Annotated in this window: 25 protein-coding genes; 4 read left to right on the forward strand and 21 right to left on the reverse strand. The window is 40.6% G+C overall.

The window, feature by feature from the left end:
- Nucleotides 1–107 precede the first annotated feature (107 nt).
- The 12 genes from LIT25_18085 to LIT25_18140 form a co-directional block, all read right to left on the reverse strand.
- Nucleotides 108–515, reverse strand: coding sequence for an Asp23/Gls24 family envelope stress response protein (locus tag LIT25_18085; GenBank protein USK32497.1), 408 nt, complete (start codon nt 513–515; stop codon nt 108–110).
- Nucleotides 516–537: 22 nt separating this feature from the next.
- Nucleotides 538–1890, reverse strand: coding sequence for an acetyl-CoA carboxylase biotin carboxylase subunit (gene accC, locus LIT25_18090; GenBank protein ID USK32498.1), 1353 nt, complete (start codon nt 1888–1890; stop codon nt 538–540).
- Between the two features lie 11 nt (nt 1891–1901).
- A complete protein-coding gene (accB, locus tag LIT25_18095; GenBank protein USK32499.1) occupies nt 1902–2399 on the reverse strand; it encodes an acetyl-CoA carboxylase biotin carboxyl carrier protein in 498 nt (165 codons plus the stop codon).
- Between the two features lie 254 nt (nt 2400–2653).
- Nucleotides 2654–3238: a SpoIIIAH-like family protein gene (locus LIT25_18100; GenBank protein USK36324.1), complete on the reverse strand. Its 585-nt coding sequence runs from the start codon at nt 3236–3238 to the stop codon at nt 2654–2656.
- A gap of 17 nt (nt 3239–3255) precedes the next feature.
- Nucleotides 3256–3909, reverse strand: coding sequence for a stage III sporulation protein AG (gene spoIIIAG / locus LIT25_18105; GenBank protein ID USK32500.1), 654 nt, complete (start codon nt 3907–3909; stop codon nt 3256–3258).
- Nucleotides 3902–4534: a stage III sporulation protein AF gene (gene spoIIIAF / locus LIT25_18110; protein USK32501.1), complete on the reverse strand. Its 633-nt coding sequence runs from the start codon at nt 4532–4534 to the stop codon at nt 3902–3904. The genes spoIIIAG and spoIIIAF overlap by 8 nt, the downstream gene beginning before the upstream one ends.
- 12 nt (nt 4535–4546) lie before the next feature.
- Nucleotides 4547–5716 (reverse strand): stage III sporulation protein AE, encoded by a 1170-nt coding sequence (spoIIIAE, locus tag LIT25_18115; GenBank protein ID USK32502.1) that lies wholly within the window; start codon nt 5714–5716, stop codon nt 4547–4549.
- Between the two features lie 26 nt (nt 5717–5742).
- Nucleotides 5743–6132, reverse strand: coding sequence for a stage III sporulation protein AD (spoIIIAD, locus tag LIT25_18120; GenBank protein USK36325.1), 390 nt, complete (start codon nt 6130–6132; stop codon nt 5743–5745).
- 12 nt (nt 6133–6144) lie between these two features.
- On the reverse strand, nt 6145–6351 hold the full coding sequence (spoIIIAC, locus tag LIT25_18125; GenBank protein USK32503.1) for a stage III sporulation protein AC: 207 nt from the start codon (nt 6349–6351) through the stop codon (nt 6145–6147).
- A 21-nt stretch (nt 6352–6372) separates the two neighbouring features.
- Nucleotides 6373–6888: a stage III sporulation protein SpoAB gene (locus tag LIT25_18130; protein USK32504.1), complete on the reverse strand. Its 516-nt coding sequence runs from the start codon at nt 6886–6888 to the stop codon at nt 6373–6375.
- On the reverse strand, nt 6881–7804 hold the full coding sequence (gene spoIIIAA, locus LIT25_18135; protein USK32505.1) for a stage III sporulation protein AA: 924 nt from the start codon (nt 7802–7804) through the stop codon (nt 6881–6883). The genes LIT25_18130 and spoIIIAA overlap by 8 nt, the downstream gene beginning before the upstream one ends.
- Before the next feature lie 72 nt (nt 7805–7876).
- Nucleotides 7877–8158 carry a YqhV family protein gene (locus LIT25_18140; protein USK32506.1) on the reverse strand — a complete coding sequence of 94 codons (282 nt, stop codon included), beginning with the start codon at nt 8156–8158 and terminating at the stop codon, nt 7877–7879.
- 116 nt (nt 8159–8274) lie between these two features.
- Between LIT25_18140 and LIT25_18145 the strand changes: the two genes are divergently transcribed.
- Nucleotides 8275–8451: a hypothetical protein gene (locus tag LIT25_18145; GenBank protein ID USK32507.1), complete on the forward strand. Its 177-nt coding sequence runs from the start codon at nt 8275–8277 to the stop codon at nt 8449–8451.
- Nucleotides 8452–8471: 20 nt separating this feature from the next.
- On the opposite strand, the gene efp is transcribed toward LIT25_18145, so the two are convergent.
- From efp to LIT25_18165, 4 genes are all read right to left on the reverse strand, one after another.
- A complete protein-coding gene (efp, locus tag LIT25_18150; GenBank protein ID USK32508.1) occupies nt 8472–9029 on the reverse strand; it encodes an elongation factor P in 558 nt (185 codons plus the stop codon).
- A gap of 50 nt (nt 9030–9079) precedes the next feature.
- Complete coding sequence (locus LIT25_18155; GenBank protein USK32509.1) at nt 9080–10141, reverse strand: Xaa-Pro peptidase family protein; 1062 nt, start codon at nt 10139–10141, stop codon at nt 9080–9082.
- 16 nt (nt 10142–10157) lie between these two features.
- On the reverse strand, nt 10158–10583 hold the full coding sequence (aroQ, locus tag LIT25_18160) for a type II 3-dehydroquinate dehydratase (protein ID USK32510.1): 426 nt from the start codon (nt 10581–10583) through the stop codon (nt 10158–10160).
- 84 nt (nt 10584–10667) lie between these two features.
- Complete coding sequence (locus tag LIT25_18165; GenBank protein ID USK32511.1) at nt 10668–11213, reverse strand: YqhR family membrane protein; 546 nt, start codon at nt 11211–11213, stop codon at nt 10668–10670.
- 298 nt (nt 11214–11511) lie between these two features.
- On the opposite strand from LIT25_18165, the gene LIT25_18170 reads away from it, so the two are divergent.
- Complete coding sequence (locus LIT25_18170) at nt 11512–12459, forward strand: DUF1385 domain-containing protein (GenBank protein USK32512.1); 948 nt, start codon at nt 11512–11514, stop codon at nt 12457–12459.
- 42 nt (nt 12460–12501) lie between these two features.
- On the forward strand, nt 12502–12879 hold the full coding sequence (locus tag LIT25_18175; GenBank protein USK32513.1) for a hypothetical protein: 378 nt from the start codon (nt 12502–12504) through the stop codon (nt 12877–12879).
- Nucleotides 12880–12886: 7 nt separating this feature from the next.
- Here LIT25_18175 and LIT25_18180 read toward each other — a convergent pair whose 3' ends face one another.
- The 5 genes from LIT25_18180 to LIT25_18200 form a co-directional block, all read right to left on the reverse strand.
- Nucleotides 12887–13771, reverse strand: a complete 885-nt coding sequence (locus LIT25_18180) for a patatin-like phospholipase family protein (GenBank protein ID USK32514.1) — start codon at nt 13769–13771, stop codon at nt 12887–12889.
- 179 nt (nt 13772–13950) lie between these two features.
- On the reverse strand, nt 13951–14382 hold the full coding sequence (gene mntR / locus LIT25_18185; protein ID USK32515.1) for a transcriptional regulator MntR: 432 nt from the start codon (nt 14380–14382) through the stop codon (nt 13951–13953).
- Nucleotides 14383–14532: 150 nt separating this feature from the next.
- Nucleotides 14533–15881 (reverse strand): IS3 family transposase gene (locus tag LIT25_18190; GenBank protein USK32516.1). Its coding sequence is split into 2 segments (ribosomal slippage): nt 14533–15437 and nt 15437–15881, totalling 1350 coding nucleotides; the frame shifts between segments, so codons are not numbered across the junction.
- Between the two features lie 70 nt (nt 15882–15951).
- Entirely contained in the window at nt 15952–18510 is a 2559-nt protein-coding gene (locus LIT25_18195) for a vitamin B12-dependent ribonucleotide reductase (GenBank protein ID USK32517.1), read from the reverse strand.
- Nucleotides 18511–18834: 324 nt separating this feature from the next.
- Nucleotides 18835–19671 (reverse strand): lipoate--protein ligase family protein, encoded by an 837-nt coding sequence (locus tag LIT25_18200; GenBank protein USK32518.1) that lies wholly within the window; start codon nt 19669–19671, stop codon nt 18835–18837.
- Between the two features lie 219 nt (nt 19672–19890).
- Between LIT25_18200 and LIT25_18205 the strand changes: the two genes are divergently transcribed.
- Nucleotides 19891–20262 (forward strand): rhodanese-like domain-containing protein, encoded by a 372-nt coding sequence (locus LIT25_18205; protein USK36326.1) that lies wholly within the window; start codon nt 19891–19893, stop codon nt 20260–20262.
- Nucleotides 20263–20267: the final 5 nt, after the last annotated feature.

Raw genomic sequence — 20267 nt, forward strand, 5'->3', positions numbered from 1 at the left:
TGGTGAAATACCGAATAAAAAACTTCACATACATTTTATTATTCGTAGTTAATCAAATGTTCAATCTATTTAAGCAAAAAAAAACCAAAGGAAGATCTCCTCTGGCTTTACATTTCCTGGTCAATTTCAATTTCCTGAGACTTTGTTTCAAACTGAATTCCAACTACATGGATGTTGATTTCATTGACTTCAAGTGCTGTCATATTGTATAAAGCTTGTCGCGTATTATCCTGAATGCGCTGAGCAACTGAAGGAATTGAAACTCCGAACATCATGACACAATATACATCAATCGTAATTCCTTCTTCTGAAAGATCAACTTTTACACCTTTACCGTGATTCTTTTTCCCTAAACGCTCAACTACGCCAGATGCGAAGTTGCCGCGCATTTGGGCAACGCCTTCTACTTCGGAAGCTGCAATCCCGGCAATAACCTCAATGACCTCAGGAGCAATTTCAACTTTGCCAAGACCATTTTCTTCATGAGTCATTTCAAGTAATTTGTTTTCTTTCAAGAATCAGCACCTCCAATAATTTTCAAGATTCCATTACTTTATGGATTTCTAAAAATTTCGTATTAAACTCTCCTGAAACAAACGTTTCATGCTCAAGCAGCTTTTGATGAAAAGGAATCGTTGTTGAAATTCCTTCAATCACAAATTCACCCAGGGCGCGTTTCATTCTCGCGATTGCTTCCTCACGCGTTGCACCATACGTAATCAGTTTCGCAATCATCGAATCATAGTATGGCGGAATTGAATAGCCAGGGTACACTGCTGAATCTACTCTAACACCCAGTCCACCGGGCGGCAAGTACATTTCTATCTTACCAGGTGACGGCATAAAATTCTTCTCCGGATTCTCTGCGTTGATCCGGCATTCGATGGACCAGCCATTGAAGACCACATCTTCCTGTTTAACTGACAGGGCAGATCCTGATGCTACTTTAATCTGTTCTTTGATCAAATCAATGCCGGTTACCATTTCAGTCACGGGATGCTCTACTTGAATACGTGTATTCATTTCCATGAAATAAAACTTATTTTCAAGATAATCAAAAATAAATTCTACCGTTCCCGCTCCTGTGTAGTTTACAGCCTCTGCTGCTTTAACAGCGGCTCTCCCCATGATCTCGCGCATTTCCACCGACAAAGCAGGAGAAGGTGTTTCTTCCAGCAATTTTTGCAGCCGGCGCTGAATTGTGCAATCTCTTTCACCTAAATGAATGACATTGCCAAGCGAATCTGCCATAACCTGAATTTCCACATGTCTGAAGTCCTCAATGTATTTTTCAATATAGACTCCAGGATTTCCAAAAGCAGTTGCTGCTTCCTGCTGAGTAATTTGAATGCCTTTAATCAGCTCTTGTTCCGTTTTTGCAACGCGGATTCCTTTTCCGCCGCCGCCTGCTGTTGCTTTGATTATAACAGGATACCCGATATCATTCGCAAGCGAAACAGCGTCGCCTGAATCTTTAATAATTCCCTGTGAACCTGGAACAATAGGCACTCCCGCTTTTCTCATCGTTTCCCTTGCAACATCCTTGGTTCCCATTTTTGAAATCGCGTCTGCGCTTGGTCCTACAAAGATTATGTTGCATTCCTGACATAGCTCTGCAAAGTCAGCATTTTCAGCTAAAAACCCGTAGCCCGGATGGATTGCATCACTGCCTGTCAGTGTTGCAACACTAATAATGTTCGTGAAATTCAAATAGCTGTCTTTTGACGCTGTCGGTCCGACACAAAATGCTTCATCAGCCAGCTGAACATGCAAAGAGTCTCTGTCTGCTTCTGAAAAGACTGCAACCGTCTCTATTCCAAGTTCTTTGCATGCCCGAATAATCCGAACCGCAATTTCTCCTCTGTTTGCTATAAGCAATTTCTTAATCATAGTTTCTCTCCTTACTCTGGTCTGACAAGGAATAATGGCTGACCGTATTCAACAAGCTGACCATTTCCAGCTAAAATCTCAACAATTTCCCCTTTTACTTCTGCTTCAATTTCATTAAATAATTTCATTGCTTCTACGATACAGACAACTGAATCAGAAGTAATTTTAGATCCTACTTTTACATAGTCGTCTGTTTCAGGTGAAGATGCAGCATAAAACGTTCCTACCATTGGAGACGTGATTTTATGTAATGATTCTTCCTTAACAGGGGCCTCGGCTTCTTTCTTAGGCTCTTCTTTTATTTCCTGCAGTGCTGCCACAGCTTGCGGAGCAGGGTTTGGGATCTGTTCAACTGCTGCAACTGATGTAATCCGATTTGCAGGTTTCTCTAATTCATCTAAACGTTTTTTTAATTTGATTTTTGACCCTTCATGTTCATACGCAAATTCATCAATAGTAGACTGGTCAATGAGTTTGATCAGTTCTCTGATTTCTTGTATCTTCAACATCTGCTGGCACCCCTATTCAAATTCTTGATGATTTAGACCATCTTTTTCATTATATAATCTAGTACTAAAACTTAGTCCTATTATATATCTTACGACAGGTGAGTCATGGAATTCAATATTAATTCTTTCCTAAGGAAAAGGACCTTAAAATGTAAGACTACTTTAAATTATAAGTTAAATTTCAAAAAAATGAAACGGTTACACCAATTAAATAGAAAATCCCCGTGTGGCAGACACACGGGGAAGTCGCTATTTTATTGATTGGAAGGCTCCAATGTAACCGCTACATCTTCCATGCCTTTCATTTCACTGCTTACTAGCTGAATAATTTTATTGGCTTCAGATGCTGAGCTCTCTTTCGCTTTCACGGTTACTTTCACTTTCTCTCCTTCAATGCGGACTAGAGCATCGTCATAGCCATTTGATTTGATGAACGTTTCAAGAATTTCCTCATTTGCAACCGCTTCATCAATTGCATTCATTTCATCTCTTGCTGCACTTTTTTCAGCGGCTGTTACATCTTTGCTTGCCACGATATCCTCTAAGCTTTCTTTTCTTGCACTTCTCGTATCTTCAAGCTGCATGCGCATTGTAGCAAACAGCTCATCATTTGAGACCGATACAACAGTTCCATCTTCTGCTTCTTCGATTGTTACTTCCCCTTTATCGCTTTCTTTTTCTGTTGCTTTATCAGCGTCAGCTTTTTCATCTTTTTCAGCCTCTGCCCCAGTCAATGCTACATCGTTTTTCACTTCATCAGGAGTTGTAATATAGTAAACAGACAAAACTACAACCAAACTTAACATTGTTAATAACCAAACCGTTTGTTTTTTAAGCATCATTCGTGAATCCTCCTTTATTTCCCTTTTTTAGCTGCAACTGCAACGCGGTGGCTCGGTACCCCAAGCACTCTTGTTACAGCTTCAACAATTGATTTTTTTATTTGAATGTTATCAGCACCCGCAGCAACAACAAGCACTCCCCTGATTTCCGGTTTTTTAGTCTGAAGGATGATTGGGGTTTCCTGCTCTCCCTTTCGGATAATGACAACGGATTCTTCAGTTGATCCATCTTCGACCGTCCTCTTTCCTCCTTGAGGATCCGTCTCTTCTGTCGTCTGGCTTTGCGACACGCTGTTTTTTTCAAGAATTTGCTCTGATGTGGCATCTACATTTACGACTACAAGTGCATTCTCAATTCCGATCATTGAATCGAGCGCTTCTTTTAATTGATTCTCATATTCCTGTTCGTATTTATCGATAGACCCTGATCCCCCGCTTTCATCAGAGGGTTTAAAGACATCGGCATCTTTTTCTGTTGATGATGTTAGTCCTGATACTTGCGACACCTTCGGCAAACTTGCCTCGTTAGTAAACAGATTACTGACAAGCATAAAACCTATGCCAAGTGCCAAAACGATTAAAACATAGTGATATTTAGTCGGTTTTTTGCCGTTTTCTGCGTTTAGCATGCTTTTTAGCTTCTCTAATAAATTCTTTGGATTACTCATCGGTGCTGCCCTCCCCTCCTTCCATTTTCAAGGAAATCTTCTCAGGGTCAACTTCCCAGATACTTGCAAGATATGCTTTAATCTCTGATGCCCGCCTGATTTGATTTTCTTTTTCAGTCTCTGCTGTTTCTGCTGCACCTAGAACGACTTGCTGAATGGTTTCAACTGCTTCGGATCCTGCTTCCTCTGTTTCGAGTGTTACCTCTATGCCCTGCAAACTATTTTGAATTTCTTCAAATGGTTCATCTACAGAAAGAGAGATTTGTTTAATCGTTACATCATAGCTTTGCACCAGCTCCTCTTTTGCCTGTGATTTTAATTGGACAGCCATGTTTTCTAAAATATATGCATCATTAGAAGCTTGTATTTCTTTTTTCTGCAAATCGATCATTTTTTTTATTTCTTCTTCTTTTGCAGGGGATTCCATTTGTATATCTGATACAAGCGTATTGATGTCTGCTGACAATAATTTGAAGACCGGCGAGAGAATGATGACGATAAGCAGAAGACTGATGACCATCTTAGCGTACTTTTGCATAGCTGAATTGGGCAGCAGCAAATCAAGGATGACAGCAAGCATAATAAATAGAATGATATTCGCTATCCATTCTGTTAAAAAAGACATGCCCCCATCCTCCTATCGCACCATCATGGTAATGTTTCCAGCTGCAATAATGACCGTAATACTTAAGAAAAACATTAATGAAACAATGGCAAGTGCTGCAAAAATATAAATCACGCTTTTGCTGATGATATCGAGGCATTTAATAATCGGGCCTCCGCCAAGCGGCTGCAGCAGAGCAGCCGTAAATTTATAGATAAAGGCAAGTGTCAGTACCTTTATTGCAGGAAATGCAGCGATAAAAAGCAGGATCGCAACACCGATAATTCCAACCGTATTTTTAAGAAGGACTGAAGCACTTATGACTGTATCCGTTGCATCGGTAAACATTCTGCCAAGCACCGGAATAAAGTTGCCTGTGACAAACTTAGCTGTTCGAATTGCCATTCCGTCAGATACGGCTGCAGATGCCCCCTGAACAGAGATGACACCGAGAAAGACTGTTAAAAAAGTCCCAAGAAGCCCAATACTGATATTGCGCAGCAGCTGTGCAAGCTGGGTCACTTTATATTGATCTGTCAATGTGCTTACGATGCTTAACAGAGCTGATAGGAATAACAGCGGCAGAACGAGCTTTTCAATCAAAACCCCGCTTGTGTTCATAAGGAAGAGGATGACTGGATGGAAAAACGCTGCTGAGATAAGTCCTCCAGAAGCCGCCATGAGCGCGAGAAGCAGCGGAATCAGCGCCAGGATAAAGTTTGTCATCGTTTGGATGGCTTCCACTGTGTATTCGATCGCTATATGAAAACTATTAAGAGCGATGATCATCAGCACCATATATACAAGCGCATATGCTACTTTGCTTACAGTGCTTTGGCTGAATGCTTCCTGAAGCAGCTGAAGAAGCATGCTGAAAATCGTCAGCAGAATAAGAGTCCCGAGCAGTTTGCCGTTTGCAATAATTTCATGAAAAATGTATTTCAAAAACGCTTTTGACCATTCCTGGAAGGACAATTCCTTTTCTCCATTTAGAAATTGAAGCAAGCTTCCCTTTTGACTCTCTGGAAGATACCCTCCATACTCTGTCATAATGTCATCCCAGAATTTTTTGATTTCCTGAATTCCGAGCTTGTCTATTTGCTGATCTATTAAATCCTGCTGCGGTGGAGGGGGTGAAGCTTGTACAATGACAGGAAAAGAAAAAAAGAATAAAAAGAAGATGGCGATCATTCCTTTTTTCATTTTACTCACCCCTTATAGCCTCGCTATTATGCCGGTATTAATCCGATAATTGTTTCAATAATGACAGTTAAAATAGGAACAGCCATGGACAGAATCAAGATTTTTCCGCCAAGCTCAATTTTTGAGGCAATGGCGCCTTGTCCGGCATCTTTTGTCATTTGGGCTCCAAACTCTGCTATATATGCAATTCCGATTATTTTTAAAATGGTTTCTACATACATCATGTTTATATTTGCATTCAGCGCAATTTTTTCAATCATCGTAATAATTTGGGAAACCTGATCAACCAGAAATAAAAAGATGACACAGCCGACAAATACGACAAGCATAAAAGCATATGTCGGCTTTTGTTCTTTTACGATTAACGCGAGAAAGGTTGCAACTAAACCAAGTCCGACAATCTGGATAATTTCAATCGCAGAGCCCCCCTAACCCTGAAAGAGGAAGACTGATTTTATTTTTTGGAACAGATCCTCAACAATGGAAGCTACCATAAACAGAATGTAGATAAACCCAAGCAATGTGACCCATTGTGCATACTCTTTCTTTCCCATTTGATCAAGTATCGTATGAAGAAATGCTACAACAATTCCAATTCCCGCTATCTGAAAAATGATATTCACATCTACTCCCATTGCATATAATCCTCCTGACTGCTACATCAATAAAATAACGAGCAATAATCCAGATAAAAAACCTAAGCTTTTCAGCATTGTTTCATAGCGGCTTTGTTTATCAAGAGCGTCGGCTTCCTCTCTTTCAAGATGGGTTAAGGTCAGACGAATATGTTTTTGCTGCGATATAATGTCGTGCTGTCCCAGCGTCTCGCCAAATTGCTTTAAAATTTCATATTCCCCCTGCTTTAAAGCCGTCATCCGCCAAACTTCCTGCAGGCTATTCTCCCAAGCTGCTTTGACGCTCGTATGCCCGGCGGACAGCCGTTTGGAGAAGTCCTCAAAAAACCATGAGAGAGGCTTAGGCATCTGCTTTGATAAAGTAGCTGCCGCTTCCCTGAGGGGGGTGTGGGCATACATAATTTCTGCCTCGAGGGCCTGCAGAGCAACCTTAAGCTGCCTCAGCTGCCGCGGCCGCTCACTGATATGCTTCGCTACTTCAAACCCTGTCCAGGTTGTAGCAAGCAAAATAAATACAGCTCCAAGTATTTTAATCATGAGAGGATACCCGATCATTTCGAATCAGCTGTCTATCAGCATCCAGTATTCTTTGAACCGTACCAGGACCTCTTGTTCTTGAGAGCTCTATATATCTTCTAAAAATGCCATGCTCAACCAAAGGCCTGATCGACGGGCGTGAAATGACGTCATCAAGCGAATAGCCGTGAACAGAAATGAAAAGCCCGACCCCTGCATGAACGGCCTCTAATATAGCTTCAGTATCTTCCGTTCTGCCTGCCTCATCCACAACCAGCACATCAGGGCTCATTGACCTGATCATCATCATCATTCCCTCTGCTTTCGGACATGCATCAAGCACGTCCACTCTTTCGCCGAATTCATGCTGGGGAATTCCATTGATGCAGCCTGCAATTTCTGATCGCTCATCCACAATCCCTACTTTTACGGAAGGAATATTGCCTATTCCCGTACTCATAACCCTTGCAAAATCACGGAGCAGAGTTGTTTTCCCTGTTTGAGGAGGACCGATAATCATTGTATTCATCCAGGCTTTATGATAGATGCTGGATATAAAGGGTTCAGCGATGCCCTTTTTCTGTTTTGCCACACGAATATTAAAGGATGTTACGTTACGAATCGCTTTAACAGCACCATTTTCAGTAATCACACGTCCGGACAGCCCCACGCGGTGTCCGCCCTGAATGGTAATAAAGCCTCGCTTCAGCTCCTCTTCAAGTGTATAGATGGAGTATTGGCTCAGCTCATTTAATAGAGTTATTCCGTCTTGATAAGTAGCCTCGCAAGGCAAGAACAAAGGGTCGCCTGCTACTACAATTTCAACTCTTTTCAAAATCCTTATGCGGATCTCTTCCATTTTTTCAAGCGCTTCCCGGGGCAGGTTCAGCACGTGTTTTCTTATTGTTTCAGGAAGCATCTCTGTAATCTCGTTCAATTGGCTTCCTCCTTGCATAGTCACTTGATACTCTAATGTTTATGCAGGCTTGGACACAATATGACTTCTATGTTACTTATAGACTCCAATTAATATAAAAGACACTCCGATTGCGATAAAAATCAGTTTTGCGTAAGAAAGCTGCTCTGCAATCTGAAAGATTCCTATTGTCATGGTTAAAATAAAAATGATCGGACCGACTATGGCCAGTAAGGAATTAATTAATACAGCTTTGCGCACATCGTTGAAAACGAGCATCAATATAGCTGCCGTCATTTCAATACTTGCAGATAAAAATCTTAAGAGAGCCATTGATCTTACTGCCGGATCTAAATTAGCGAGGTAGTGTTTCATCTTGTCCTCCTCCATGGTTATTATTAAAACCTATGAGAAATGAAGGATGTTTAGACAAAAGAATTCTTGACAGAATTTTCAGATTTAATAATAATAAGTAAAAAGGGGGATGTGTCATGGGATTCGAAGTGGAAGCTTATGAATTATATAACTATTTACAATGGTTCATTGGAATGATGATTTATATTTTCATACCGGCAGCACTTCTTTTCAGAGCGGGTAAAAAGAAAGAGGATAAGGTAAAAGTCTTTCAGACGCAGCCAATATTAGAGGATACAAAAAACTCCATCTGAAAAGATGGAGTTTTTGATGGCTACGCTCTTGATACGTAAGAGCTGTCAGTAGTATTAATAATAAGAACGTCTCCTTCATTTACGAAGAAAGGAACGTTGACAATCAGGCCAGTCTGTACTTTTGCAGGTTTCGTTCCGCCTGAAGCAGTATCGCCTTTGATGCCTGGCTCCGTTTCAATAACTTCAAGCTCAACTGTGTTTGGAAGTTCAACTCCAAGTGTTTCGCTTCCGAACATCATGATAGAAACTTCCATGTTTTCTTTTAAGAATTTCAATTCATATTCTATAGTTGCTTCTGGAAGTTCTACTTGATCGTATGATTCATTATCCATGAATACATGCTGATCACCATTAGCATACAAATATTGCATTTTGCGGTTTTCGATTTGAGCTTTCGCAACCTTTTCACCAGCGCGGAATGTTTTTTCCTGTACGGCTCCTGTACGCAGATTGCGAAGTTTAGAGCGGACAAATGCTGCTCCTTTACCTGGCTTTACGTGCTGGAAATCCATTACGCGCCATATGCCATTATCTACTTCAATCGTTAAGCCTGTACGAAAATCATTAACTGAAATCATGTGTGTTCCTCCTATGTAAATGTTGCTTTTTTAACGTTTGGAAGCTTTTATTATAAAATAATAAGCTCTTTTGGGGAATGGGTAAGCGACTCATTACCGCCCTCTTTAACAACTGTGTCATCCTCGATGCGCACTCCGCCAAGCTTTGGTATATAGATGCCAGGCTCGACAGTTACGATCATGCCTGGTTCAAGAACTGTTTCAGATTTGACAGATAGTGACGGCCCCTCATGAACTTCCATACCTAGACCATGACCTGTTGAATGGCCAAAATATTGACCATAGCCATTTTCGGAAATGTAGTCTCTTGTTAGAGCATCTGCTTCTTTTCCCGTCATGCCGGCTTTTATCCCATTCATTCCCCGCATCTGTGCTTCGAGTACAATGGAATAAATCTTCTTCAGCTCATCACTTGGATCTCCCACTGCTATCGTTCTTGTAATATCTGAACAATATCCTTTGTAGTATGCGCCAAAATCAAGTGTTACAAAATCGCCTTTTTCAATTTCTTTTTCACTCGCTACACCGTGAGGCAGTGCAGAGCGATATCCTGATGCAGCAATAATATCGAATGAAGAAGAAACAGCGCCTTGTTTTCGCATGAAAAATTCAAGTTCATTTGCGACTTCAATTTCCTTCATTCCTGGACGAATGAATGTCAAAATGTGCTTAAATGCAGCATCTGCAATCTCCGCAGCTTCCTTTAATATCTTAATCTCTGCTGCAGACTTAATCAAGCGTAACTTTTCTACCGCTTCCGAGACAGGAACAAACTCAATCTCTTTTAATTCAGCCTTATAAGCTGAGTAAGCTGCGAAGGATATATCATCCTGTTCAAAACCTAGACGTTTAATCGATAGCTTAGCGGCTTGGGCTGCTACCTCTTCAAGAATCGGTCCTTTATGCTGGACGATCTCAAAGCCTTCAATTTGTTTTGCTGCCTGTTCTGTGTATCTGAAATCTGTAATAAATACAGCATGCGAATCAGAAATGACCGCAACACCCGACGTGCCAGTAAAGCCAGTCATATAACGGCGGTTGTAGCTGCTCGTAATAAGAATTGCATCAACATCCAGTTCTTTTAATCTGTTTCTCATTTTCTCAAGCTTCATCTTATTTCTCCCCCATCTATTTATGTAATGCGAGTAACGCATATTGGTACCCCTCGAAACCAAGGCCGATAATTTGCCCTGCTGTAACTGGCGCCGTTACAGACTGGTGTCTGAATGGTTCGCGACTATGTACATTAGATATATGAACCTCGATGACTGGAAGGGAAACGCTTGCAATCGCATCTCTTATTGCGTAGCTGTAATGAGTAAATGCACCGGGATTAAGCACAATTCCATCATACTGCTCGTCTGCCTCATGAATCGCATCAATCAAGTCTCCTTCATGATTTGATTGAAAGCAGGTTATCTGGAATCCCTGTTTCTCTGCAAAAAGCATTAATTCACGTTCCAGGTCTGTAAGTGTTTTGCTGCCATACACATCAGGCTCCCGCAAACCAAGACGGTTGAGATTTGGACCATTAATGATCAAGAAATGTCTCATCATAAAAACTCCTTGCTTAAATAAGCTAAAAAAAATAGAATGTTCAATTTATGAACATTCTACCATAATCGCCGATTAGTTTCCTTAATGTTGAGGGGATGCCTGTGCATTTTTTTTGCTTTTTTTGCTTAAGAGTTCATTATGTTCAAACGAAATGGTATAGCCGACAAATACTCCATATAAAATATAGAGACATATAGTCGTAACGGTAGTCAGCCTTTCAAGTTCAAATACTGATTTTAAATTAGGAAAAATTGGATTTAAAAGGAAGAACACGAGCGCCCATAAGGCCAGGCCAAAAGCAAGGCCGACAAACATGGATGAGAATCTCTTCAGGACAAGATAATATAGAAGAGCCGTTCCAATGGAAAGAAAACCAATGCAGAATACAGCAACAAAGTTGCCCAATACACCATTTTTCCATTCCCCTAAAATAAAGGGCTGAAGCAATAAATTCGGACTTATTTCTGTTAAGTTCAGAACATATGCTAAATAACCAAGTAAACTCCAAATCACTCCGCCTGTAAAACCTGTAATCATAACTCTTCCTATAAAAGGAATTGATTCACCCGGCTTATCAGGATCATTTCTCTGTTCATCAGCAGAATTTGATTGAAAATCATCTGTCATATGTACACCTCCTGTTTCTTAGTATGTGCAAAATTTCTGCTGCATCATGCAAAAAGGATGCAAACAGATGTCTAGCAAAGGGATGTGAGGTTATACTACTAAGAAAGTTGAATCGCTTGTTCAGCACTGACAGGAAGAAGCATCCTGATCTTTTTCTAAAAATATGACAGATTAAAAAGAATTAAATACAACTGCCTAGAGGTTTATCCTGTTTTTATGTAGAATATAAACATAACATTCTCTGCAGCTTTGTTTAAAATCAGTCCAAAAAGAGAATAGATAGGTAGGTTGGTGAAAAATGTCAAAGCAGAATAAGCCTGCATATGGCGGGCAAGCAGTGGTAGAGGGCGTCATGTTCGGCGGAAAGCATCATTATGTGACAGCCATCAGGCGCAAAAACAAAGAAATCGACTATTTTCGGTTACCGCGAAAATCAAGCAGTTTGATGACTGGCCTTAAAAAGATTCCATTTATTCGCGGCATCGCAGCTATTATAGAAGCAAGCGCAAATGGAACGAAGCACCTGAACTTTTCAACGGACAGGTACGATCTGGATCCTGAGGAAGATGAAATACTCAATCAGCATAAAAAAGAATCAAAATTGACCATGATTCTCGGAGTTGCAGCAATAGGTGTCCTTTCCTTTCTCTTCGGGAAATTCATTTTCACTTTAGTGCCTCTATTTTTGGCTGAGCTGACAAGGCCCATTTTCCCGTCAGATCTTGCACAAATTTTAATTGAAGGGCTCTTCAAGTTAATTCTTCTTTTAGTCTATATTTATGCGATATCATTCACTCCGCTGATCAAGCGTGTCTTTCAATATCACGGTGCAGAGCATAAAGTGATTAATTGCTATGAAAATGCTCTGCCGCTGACGATAGAAAATGTTCAGAAGCAAAGCCGTCTTCACTATCGCTGCGGAAGCAGTTTTCTGTTATTTACTGTACTTGTCGGGGTATTTGTCTATATGCTCGTTCCAACAGAACCGCTTTATGTGCGCGTCCTGAACAGACTGGCGTTAATTCCTGTGGTGATTGGCATTTCTTTTGAGGTCCTTCAGTTTACAAATAAACTTAGAGACGTACCTGTTTTAAAATGGCTAGGATATCCCGGCTTAAGTCTTCAGCTGCTGACAACGAAAGAACCTGACAATGAACAGGTGGAAGTTGCCATCGCAAGCTTTAATGAATTGCTGCGGATGGAAAAGGAAACTGTAGAAGGTATAAAAACAGAACAAATTGTATAAGCTGAACTTCATTAATTCATTTTCATCTTGGGAGGTGGACTCATGAAAAATCGTGTGAATCCATTTGTGATGATTGTGTTAGCTCTTGGAGGCATCGGATTCCTGGTTACTCTATTAACCAGACCAGGATTCCTCTTTAGAGAAATGCTGATCTTCGTTATTGTTCTAGCCATCATCTATTTTGTTGTCCGTTACTTTACTAAACAAAAAATGGGAAAAGACTCTTCCTCTTACTCTAAAGCTGTTAAACAATCTAAAAAACGTTTCAGTGACCGCAATCAGAGCAGCTCCCATTTGAAAAGCGTTTCAACGCAAAAAAAGAGCAGCAAAACATCTACTGCCCTTAAAAAGAAGCAAGCCTCTCATTTAACAGTGATTGAAGGCAAAAAAGGCAAAAAGAAAAGCAGGGCATTTTTTTAACCTGCTGTTAATACGTCCATTTTTTCAAAAATAGTTCAGTGCGGTTTCTTCCTAGCTCAATTAGAGCTAGTTTTTTTTGTTCTGTTAAGTCAAATTCAGTCGTTAAAATACTTTCAACGGGCAGAAAAATAATATTCTTTTCATGCCTGCTGGATATATGTCTGGCATCATGAGCATCTTTCATTGTTTCAAAAAGAGCACCATACATTTCTATCGCATTACGAATATTGTTCCTCGGCCTCTCCTCATCACTAGGACTCAATTTTATACCAAGAACCGGCCGAGCTTGTATTGTTTTCTTTTCTTTAAATAGCCAAATTGGAAAGTTGCTTAAAACTCCCCCGTCTACAACAATATTGGTTCCTTCGGCAGATGTCAGTTTGACCGGTTCAAAAAAATACGGAAGGCTGCAGCTCATAAGAACAGCTCTCGCAACAGAAAAACGTTCTGGTACAAGTCCATACCTTGGGAGGTCATCCGGCAGCACGAGAATTCTGCCATTGGTCAGGTCAGATGCAACGATTTTAAGGGAGCCGTGCCTTAAATCACCAAAGGTTGATACCCCTCTTTCCTTCAGTTTGCCTGCTATCCATTCTTCAAGCTTGCCGCCTTTATAAAGACCAAGCCGCCAATAAATATTCAGCCATTTCATAAATTTAAATGGCAGGATGGATGGATTTCGTTCCAAAAATTTCCTAAGATCCATGTCATCCATCATGGTAATAATTTCACCACTCCGATATCCCGCAGCAATAAAAGCGGCAATAATGGAACCTGCACTGGTTCCTGCTACCCTTACAAATTGCAGGCCTCTCTGCTCGATAGCCTGATAAGATCCAATTAGAGCAAACCCTTTAATTCCCCCTCCAGAGAAGACGCCATCAATATACATAGAAGTTCCTCCCCTCTCATCCCATCCTTACATTGTAGGTTGCAGTGGCGGGAAATAGACCTTTTCTGCATGTTAATGGCAGCACCCTTTCAATGTTCCTTTACGTATCAGCTTATGCTTCAGCAGCCGTATATCAAATTTACGCAGAAAAAAAGACGGAAGCATTCGCTTCTGTCTTTTTATGAGTCGCTGTCCTGTTCGTTCTGTTTTTGTATAGCACGCAGCGTTTCTACGCGAGTTTCATCACCTTCAAAGAATTGAACAAGATCGCCGATGCGGTCAATTGCGTTCCAGCTGAGATGATGCTCGATGCCTTCAACATCATTGTAAATTTTTTCTTCATCCACGCCGATCAGCCTCATGAACTGCTCCAAAAGTTCATGACGGTAAACAAGACGCTTTCCAATTTTTTTGCCTTTTGGCGTTAGTATGAGTCCACGGTATTTTTCATATATGAGATATTCATCTTTGTCTAGTTTTTGGACCATTTTTGTTACTGAGGAGGGATGAACGGATAGTGCTTCCGCAATATCTGAAACGCGGGCATATCCCTTTTCTTCTATTAATATATAAATTTGTTCGATATAATCTTCCATACTCGGTGTTGGCATGTGGTCCCCTCCAAAAAAACGTTCAAAACATAGGAAATCATTACAAGTGTACACTAGTTTAAGGGTGATGACAAGGAAGCATTGATTCTTATCGCGAAAAGAAAAGAGCTGGAAATGAAGTGAACCCAAAAAGTTAGACACTTTATTTACTTAGGCAGCCTTGAGGGCATGAATCCGGTAATCAACCGGGCTCATGCCTTTTAATTTTATCTTGATTCGTTGATGATTGTAGTAATGGATATATTCTTCTAGTTCTTGTTTGAAATGCTCCATGCTTTTAAATTCTTGAAGATAGAGTAATTCGGATTTTAATAAGCCAAAGAAGTTTTCAATGACCGCATTATCGAGACAATTTCCTTTGCGTGACATGCTTTGTGTAATGTTATGTTTTTTCAAATCATGCGAGTATTGTTTCATCTGATAATGCCAGCCCTGATCTGAATGGAGAATGGGTGAATCTTTCGATTCCAAGCGATCAAAGGCTTTATCCAGCATTTTGGAAACGAGCGGATAAACAGGCCGAGATTCGATATTATAGGCGATGATTTCTTCATTAAACAGGTCAAGAATGGCCGATAAGTATAGTTTCTCCCCAGCTATATGGAATTCTGTGACGTCTGTCACCCATTTTTCATTGGACTTTGCCGCCTTGAAATCACGTGCTAGAATGTTGGGCGCAATCTTGCCGATTTTCCCTTTGTACGAACGGTATTTCTTCATGCAAACCAATGACTTCAATCCTAATTCATTCATCAATCTGAGAACTGTTTTATGATTGATGCGAGCACCTCGATTACGTAATTCTAGGGTGATACGCCGATACCCATAACGCCCTTTATGCGTATGGAAAATCTCTTTGATAAGGGATTTAATTTCTGTGTATTTATCCTCACGCCCGAAGGCGTTTACCCAATAATAGTACGCACTCCGTGCCATTTTAGAAATGGATAGAAGCAGATTTAAATCAAATTGTTTCCTTAGTTCATGGACTACTTTCGCTTTTTCTTTTTTTGTAAGGCATCCTTTTCTTGAACTAAGGCATTCAACTTTTTTAGATAGGCATTCTCTGCACGTAAGTATTCTAATTCGGCAAGAAGTGCTTCTTGAGAGCCATTAGCTGGCGATTTTTTCTTAGTTTCTTTTTTCATGGATAGACGCCCCTTTTTCTTTGGTTTAAGGGCGTCTATACCTCCTTCCTTAAACTGATTTGCCCAATTCAAAAGTGTAGAATCGGAAGGAAGGTTATAGTGTACAGCGGTCTCGTTGATCGATGCCCCATATTCGTTCATATATTTAAGTACCTCTAGTTTAAAGGGCAGAGTGTAATTTGTATAGGATGAAACAAGTCCTTCCATCCCATGTTTTAGATAGCGAGCGACCCATCTTTTCAGAGGGGATAAACCTACATTTCTTTCTTGAGCAATGGATTTATAGGATTTTTCCCCTTCTAAGTACTCTAAAACTGCATGTGATTTTTCGTCTATCGTATATTTAGTCAAAAAAACTGCACCTCCAATTGTTAGATGTTGTCTAACAATTGGGGTGCAGTTCAAAATCCAGCTCTTTATCTTATAAACCACACTTTAATTGTGCTCCGCAGCTAGTGCATGTATTACAGCCGCCTATGTCCTCAACGGTACCCTCGCGGCATACCGGGCATGTATTTCCTACTTCATTGCCGATCGTGACATTTGTAGATCTTAAAGCCTGTATTGTATCAACAAGCACAACTTTTCCTTTTTCTTTAGCTGGTGCATCTTCACTCTCAGAGAATGTGTTTTCTTCTGCTTTTAACGTCAGAACCTGCGTGTCACGGCTGCCGTCAACGTAAACCGTGCCGCCTTTAGCTCCGCCTTTATATAAGCGTTCATATACTTTTTGAACTTGATCAACCGTATATCCTCTAGGTGCATTGACTGTTTTGCTGATTGAACTGTCAATCCAGCGCTGAATCACACACTGTGCATCCGCGTGAGCTTCTGCGCTGAGCTCCATTGCTGAAATAAACCATTTAGGCAGATTGTCAGGATCTGCTTCTGGATGCTGGTCCAGATATTCCTGCACGATATCCGCTTTAACTTCAATAAACTTTCCTAATCTTCCGCTTCTGTAGTAAGAGAAAGAGAAGTAAGGCTCTAAACCAGTGGAGACGCCAACCATTGTCCCTGTGCTGCCTGTAGGAGCAACAGTCAATAAATGTGAGTTTCGAATCCCGTATTCTTTAATGTCGTCTAAAAGGTCAGCCGGCATTTTGCTCATAAAACCCGTCTTTGTGAATGCTTCACGCAAACAGTTTGTTTCTTTTTCTGTTTCACCAGTCAAGAATGGGAAACTTCCTTTTTCTTTTGCAAGCTCAACAGAAGCTTTATAAGCAGTTGTTGCGATGGTTTCAAAAACTTGGTCAATTAACTGATTGCCTTCTTCTGAACCATACTCTGTTTCACAGTAGATCAGCAGATCATGCAAGCCCATTACGCCAAGGCCTACACGGCGTTCGCCTAATGCCTGCTTCTTATTATCTTCTAAGAAGTAAGGTGTTGCATCGATGACGTTATCCTGCATGCGGACACCGACTTCAACCGTTGTTTTCAGCTTTTCAAAGTTCACTGTTTTGCTTTCTTTGTCTGCCATTTCAGCAAGATTGACTGCTGCAAGATTGCAGACAGAATAAGGTGCGAGAGGCTGCTCGCCGCATGGATTTGTTGCTACAACCTTTTGTCCATAAGCTTTAGCATTCGTCATATCGTTTGCATTATCAATAAAGAAGATGCCAGGCTCTGCTGAATATGTCGCACAAATATTGATTAAGTTCCATAGTTCTTTAGCTTTAATTGTGCGGTATGTGCGGACTTTGTAGCCAAGCTTTTCCCATTCGCGGACATCACCATGATTGTGCCACTCTTCGTTATAGGCTTTCATTTGATCTGCATTATAGCTTTCCACATCAGGGAAGCGAAGCTCGTAATCTGCATCGCTCTCAACAGCATCCATGAAATCCTTCGTTAACGTAACTGAAATGTTCGCGCCTGTAAGGAATTCAGAATTATGAACGCTGTATGTTCCTTCTGTAACCAGCTTCAGTTCTGCATCTTTAATGATTTTTTCGTTAAATCCGCCGAAGCCAGGAATTTGCTTATAGTTCACAATGCTCTGATACATCGCTTTTTCATCCTCTGTTAGAGGCTTGAACTTTAGTTTTTCCTGCGCATATTTCTTAATTGACTCGTCATTCGTATTTTCAATTAAGTAGCGTAAAATACGAGGGTTTTGCATTTTTGAAATGATAAATTCGATAATGTCAGGATGCCAGTCGGCAAGCATGATCATTTGAGCTCCCCTGCGCGATCCACCTTGCTCAACTAAGTGCGTCAGCTTCGCAATATCATCAAGCCATGATACAGAACCTGACGATTTGCCGTTCACACCGCGTGCGAGTGTATTTCTTGGGCGCAGTGTTGAACCGTTTGTTCCAACTCCGCCGCCTCTGCTCATGATCTCCATTACCTGCTTCCGGTGCTCGGATATGCCTTCGCGGGAATCCTGTACAAATGGCATGACGTAGCAATTGAAGTAAGTAACGTCCGTACCTGCTCCAGCTCCGTACAATACACGTCCTGCCGGTACAAAGTTCAATCCGACTAATTCCTTGTAGAACTTCTGGAACCACTCATTTCGCTTCTCTTCTGTCTTTTCAACAGAGGCAAGTCCTGTTGCATTTCGTTTTGCGATTTGCTCATAAAATACTTCAAGCGGCTTTTCAATGACATCAAGCGAGCGATAAATCACACCCGTTTCAACCTCTTCAGGCTTTTCAAGAGAATGGCGGTACTCTTCTTCGACCTGTACACTTGCCATTTTCGTCTGCCAGTCTATTTCTAATATATAGCCTAGTCCTCTTGCAGGGAATTTAGGATCCTCTTTAATCGTCAGAACAACGAAGTCCCCGTTAGACAGCGTCAGCTTTTCGGTGTCTTTAAATGTGTATCGGTCAAGCATGACTAAACGGGATACACCTTTGTGAGTCAATTTCATATCATCAGTTATTGGGTGAACTTGGGGAAACAAAGAAATATCGTGATTCAGCTTGTCCACATCAAGTTTTAAATTTTCATTAAGTGCAACGGTCATTAAAACAACTCCCCTATCATCTTGTACTTGATTTAATTTATCACAAAGCCACCTTTTAATCAATATATAGTATTATATTTTCGTTCGACAATACTATATATGGATAAACAGGCAAATCTATTTTATTTTGTCAAATTAAAAACTGCATAAACGAAGCAGAAATAATGAGAAAAAAGAAGATAGGAACTTCATAATCACTTTTTTTGAAGAATTTTGTCGCTTGCAAATTCCGAAGAGAACACGAAGTTAGTAAAAAAAGGAATGATTTGAAATAATTAGAAATTTCCAGAAAAAATAAACAAAAGCGACTAAGGTTCAAGTCGCTTATCGTTTATAATTCCAATCATCGGTATTATACTTTCCCATTGCAATTTTCTCTACAAAAGCATGTTCTTCAGCTGTCAAAGTATAAGGTTCGAGTGAGATATTCAGACCTATCTCAAAGCCCTTTTTAAACGCATTCTTTGCTTCCTCTACTGTAACAGGATTCTTGCGCAAAGCATTGACAGCAACTGCCTTATTTTTGAAATTTTTCTGCATTCGTTCTTTTACCCGCTCGCTTGGGTACTTAAACAGATTAAAAAGCATTTCTTCATCTATATCGAGCAAAATGGAACCGTGCTGAAGAATGACTCCTTTTTGGCGCGTTTGTGCGCTCCCGGCCACCTTGCGTCCTTCTACAACAAGTTCATACCATGATGGTGCGTCAAAACAAACGGCAGACCGCGGATTCTTAAGCCCCTGTTTCTCTTCCTCCGTTCTCGGTACGGCGAAATATGCACCTAGCCCCAGTTCTCTGAAACCCTGAAGAATACCTTCTGAAATGACTCTATATGCTTCGGTTACTGTCTTCGGCATTTCAGGATGATCTTCTGACACTATGACGCTGTATGTCAGCTCCTTATCATGCAGAACACCTCTGCCTCCTGTCGGTCTGCGCACAAAGCCCAGCCCATACTTTTTAACAGCCTCAAGATCAATTTCTTTTTCGACCTTCTGAAAGTATCCTACTGAAAGAGTGGCCGGGTCCCATCCATAAAAGCGGATTACCGGCGGGAAGATCCCCTGACTGTTCCACTCAAGCAGGGCTTCATCTAACGCCATATTATAGGACGGGGAACAATTCCCTGAATCAATAAATCTCCAAGTTTCCTTTGCCATCTTCATACCCCATTTTCCATGATAAGTATGTATTTCATTTTCTGTGCCTTACCTAGTCTATCAAAAAGAAGGCCAGGTTGAAAATAATTATGTCTTATTCATAGATGACAATTTGATCCTGCTCTTATATAATAGTATTTGTCCAATATTAATAAAGTTCATTTGAACTTGTCTTAGAAAAGTTGCTTATAAAGGAGTCGGGTCAGCTTGACAACATGGATTTTTTTATTGATTCTATTAGGTGCACTAGCAGCCTACACGATTTACTCTTATTTTTATCAGCGTAAAATCATGAAAACATTAACGGAAGAAGAATTCCGTGCAGGATACAGAAAAGCTCAGTTAATTGATGTCCGTGAGCCAAATGAATTTGACGGCGGACATATACTTGGTGCAAGAAATATTCCTTTATCCCAAATGAGACAAAGACATAAGGAAATCCGCAAAGATCAGCCTGTCTACATTTACTGTCAAAACACTGTCAGAAGCGGACGCACAGCTCAAATGCTGAAAAGAAAAGGCTATAATGATCTTTACACGCTAAAAGGCGGCTTTAAGGGCTGGGGCGGTAAAATAAAAGCAAAGAAATAAGAGGA

The sequence above is a fragment of the Bacillus sp. F19 genome (assembly GCA_023823795.1).
In the GTDB taxonomy this organism is placed as follows: domain Bacteria; phylum Bacillota; class Bacilli; order Bacillales; family Bacillaceae; genus Bacillus_P.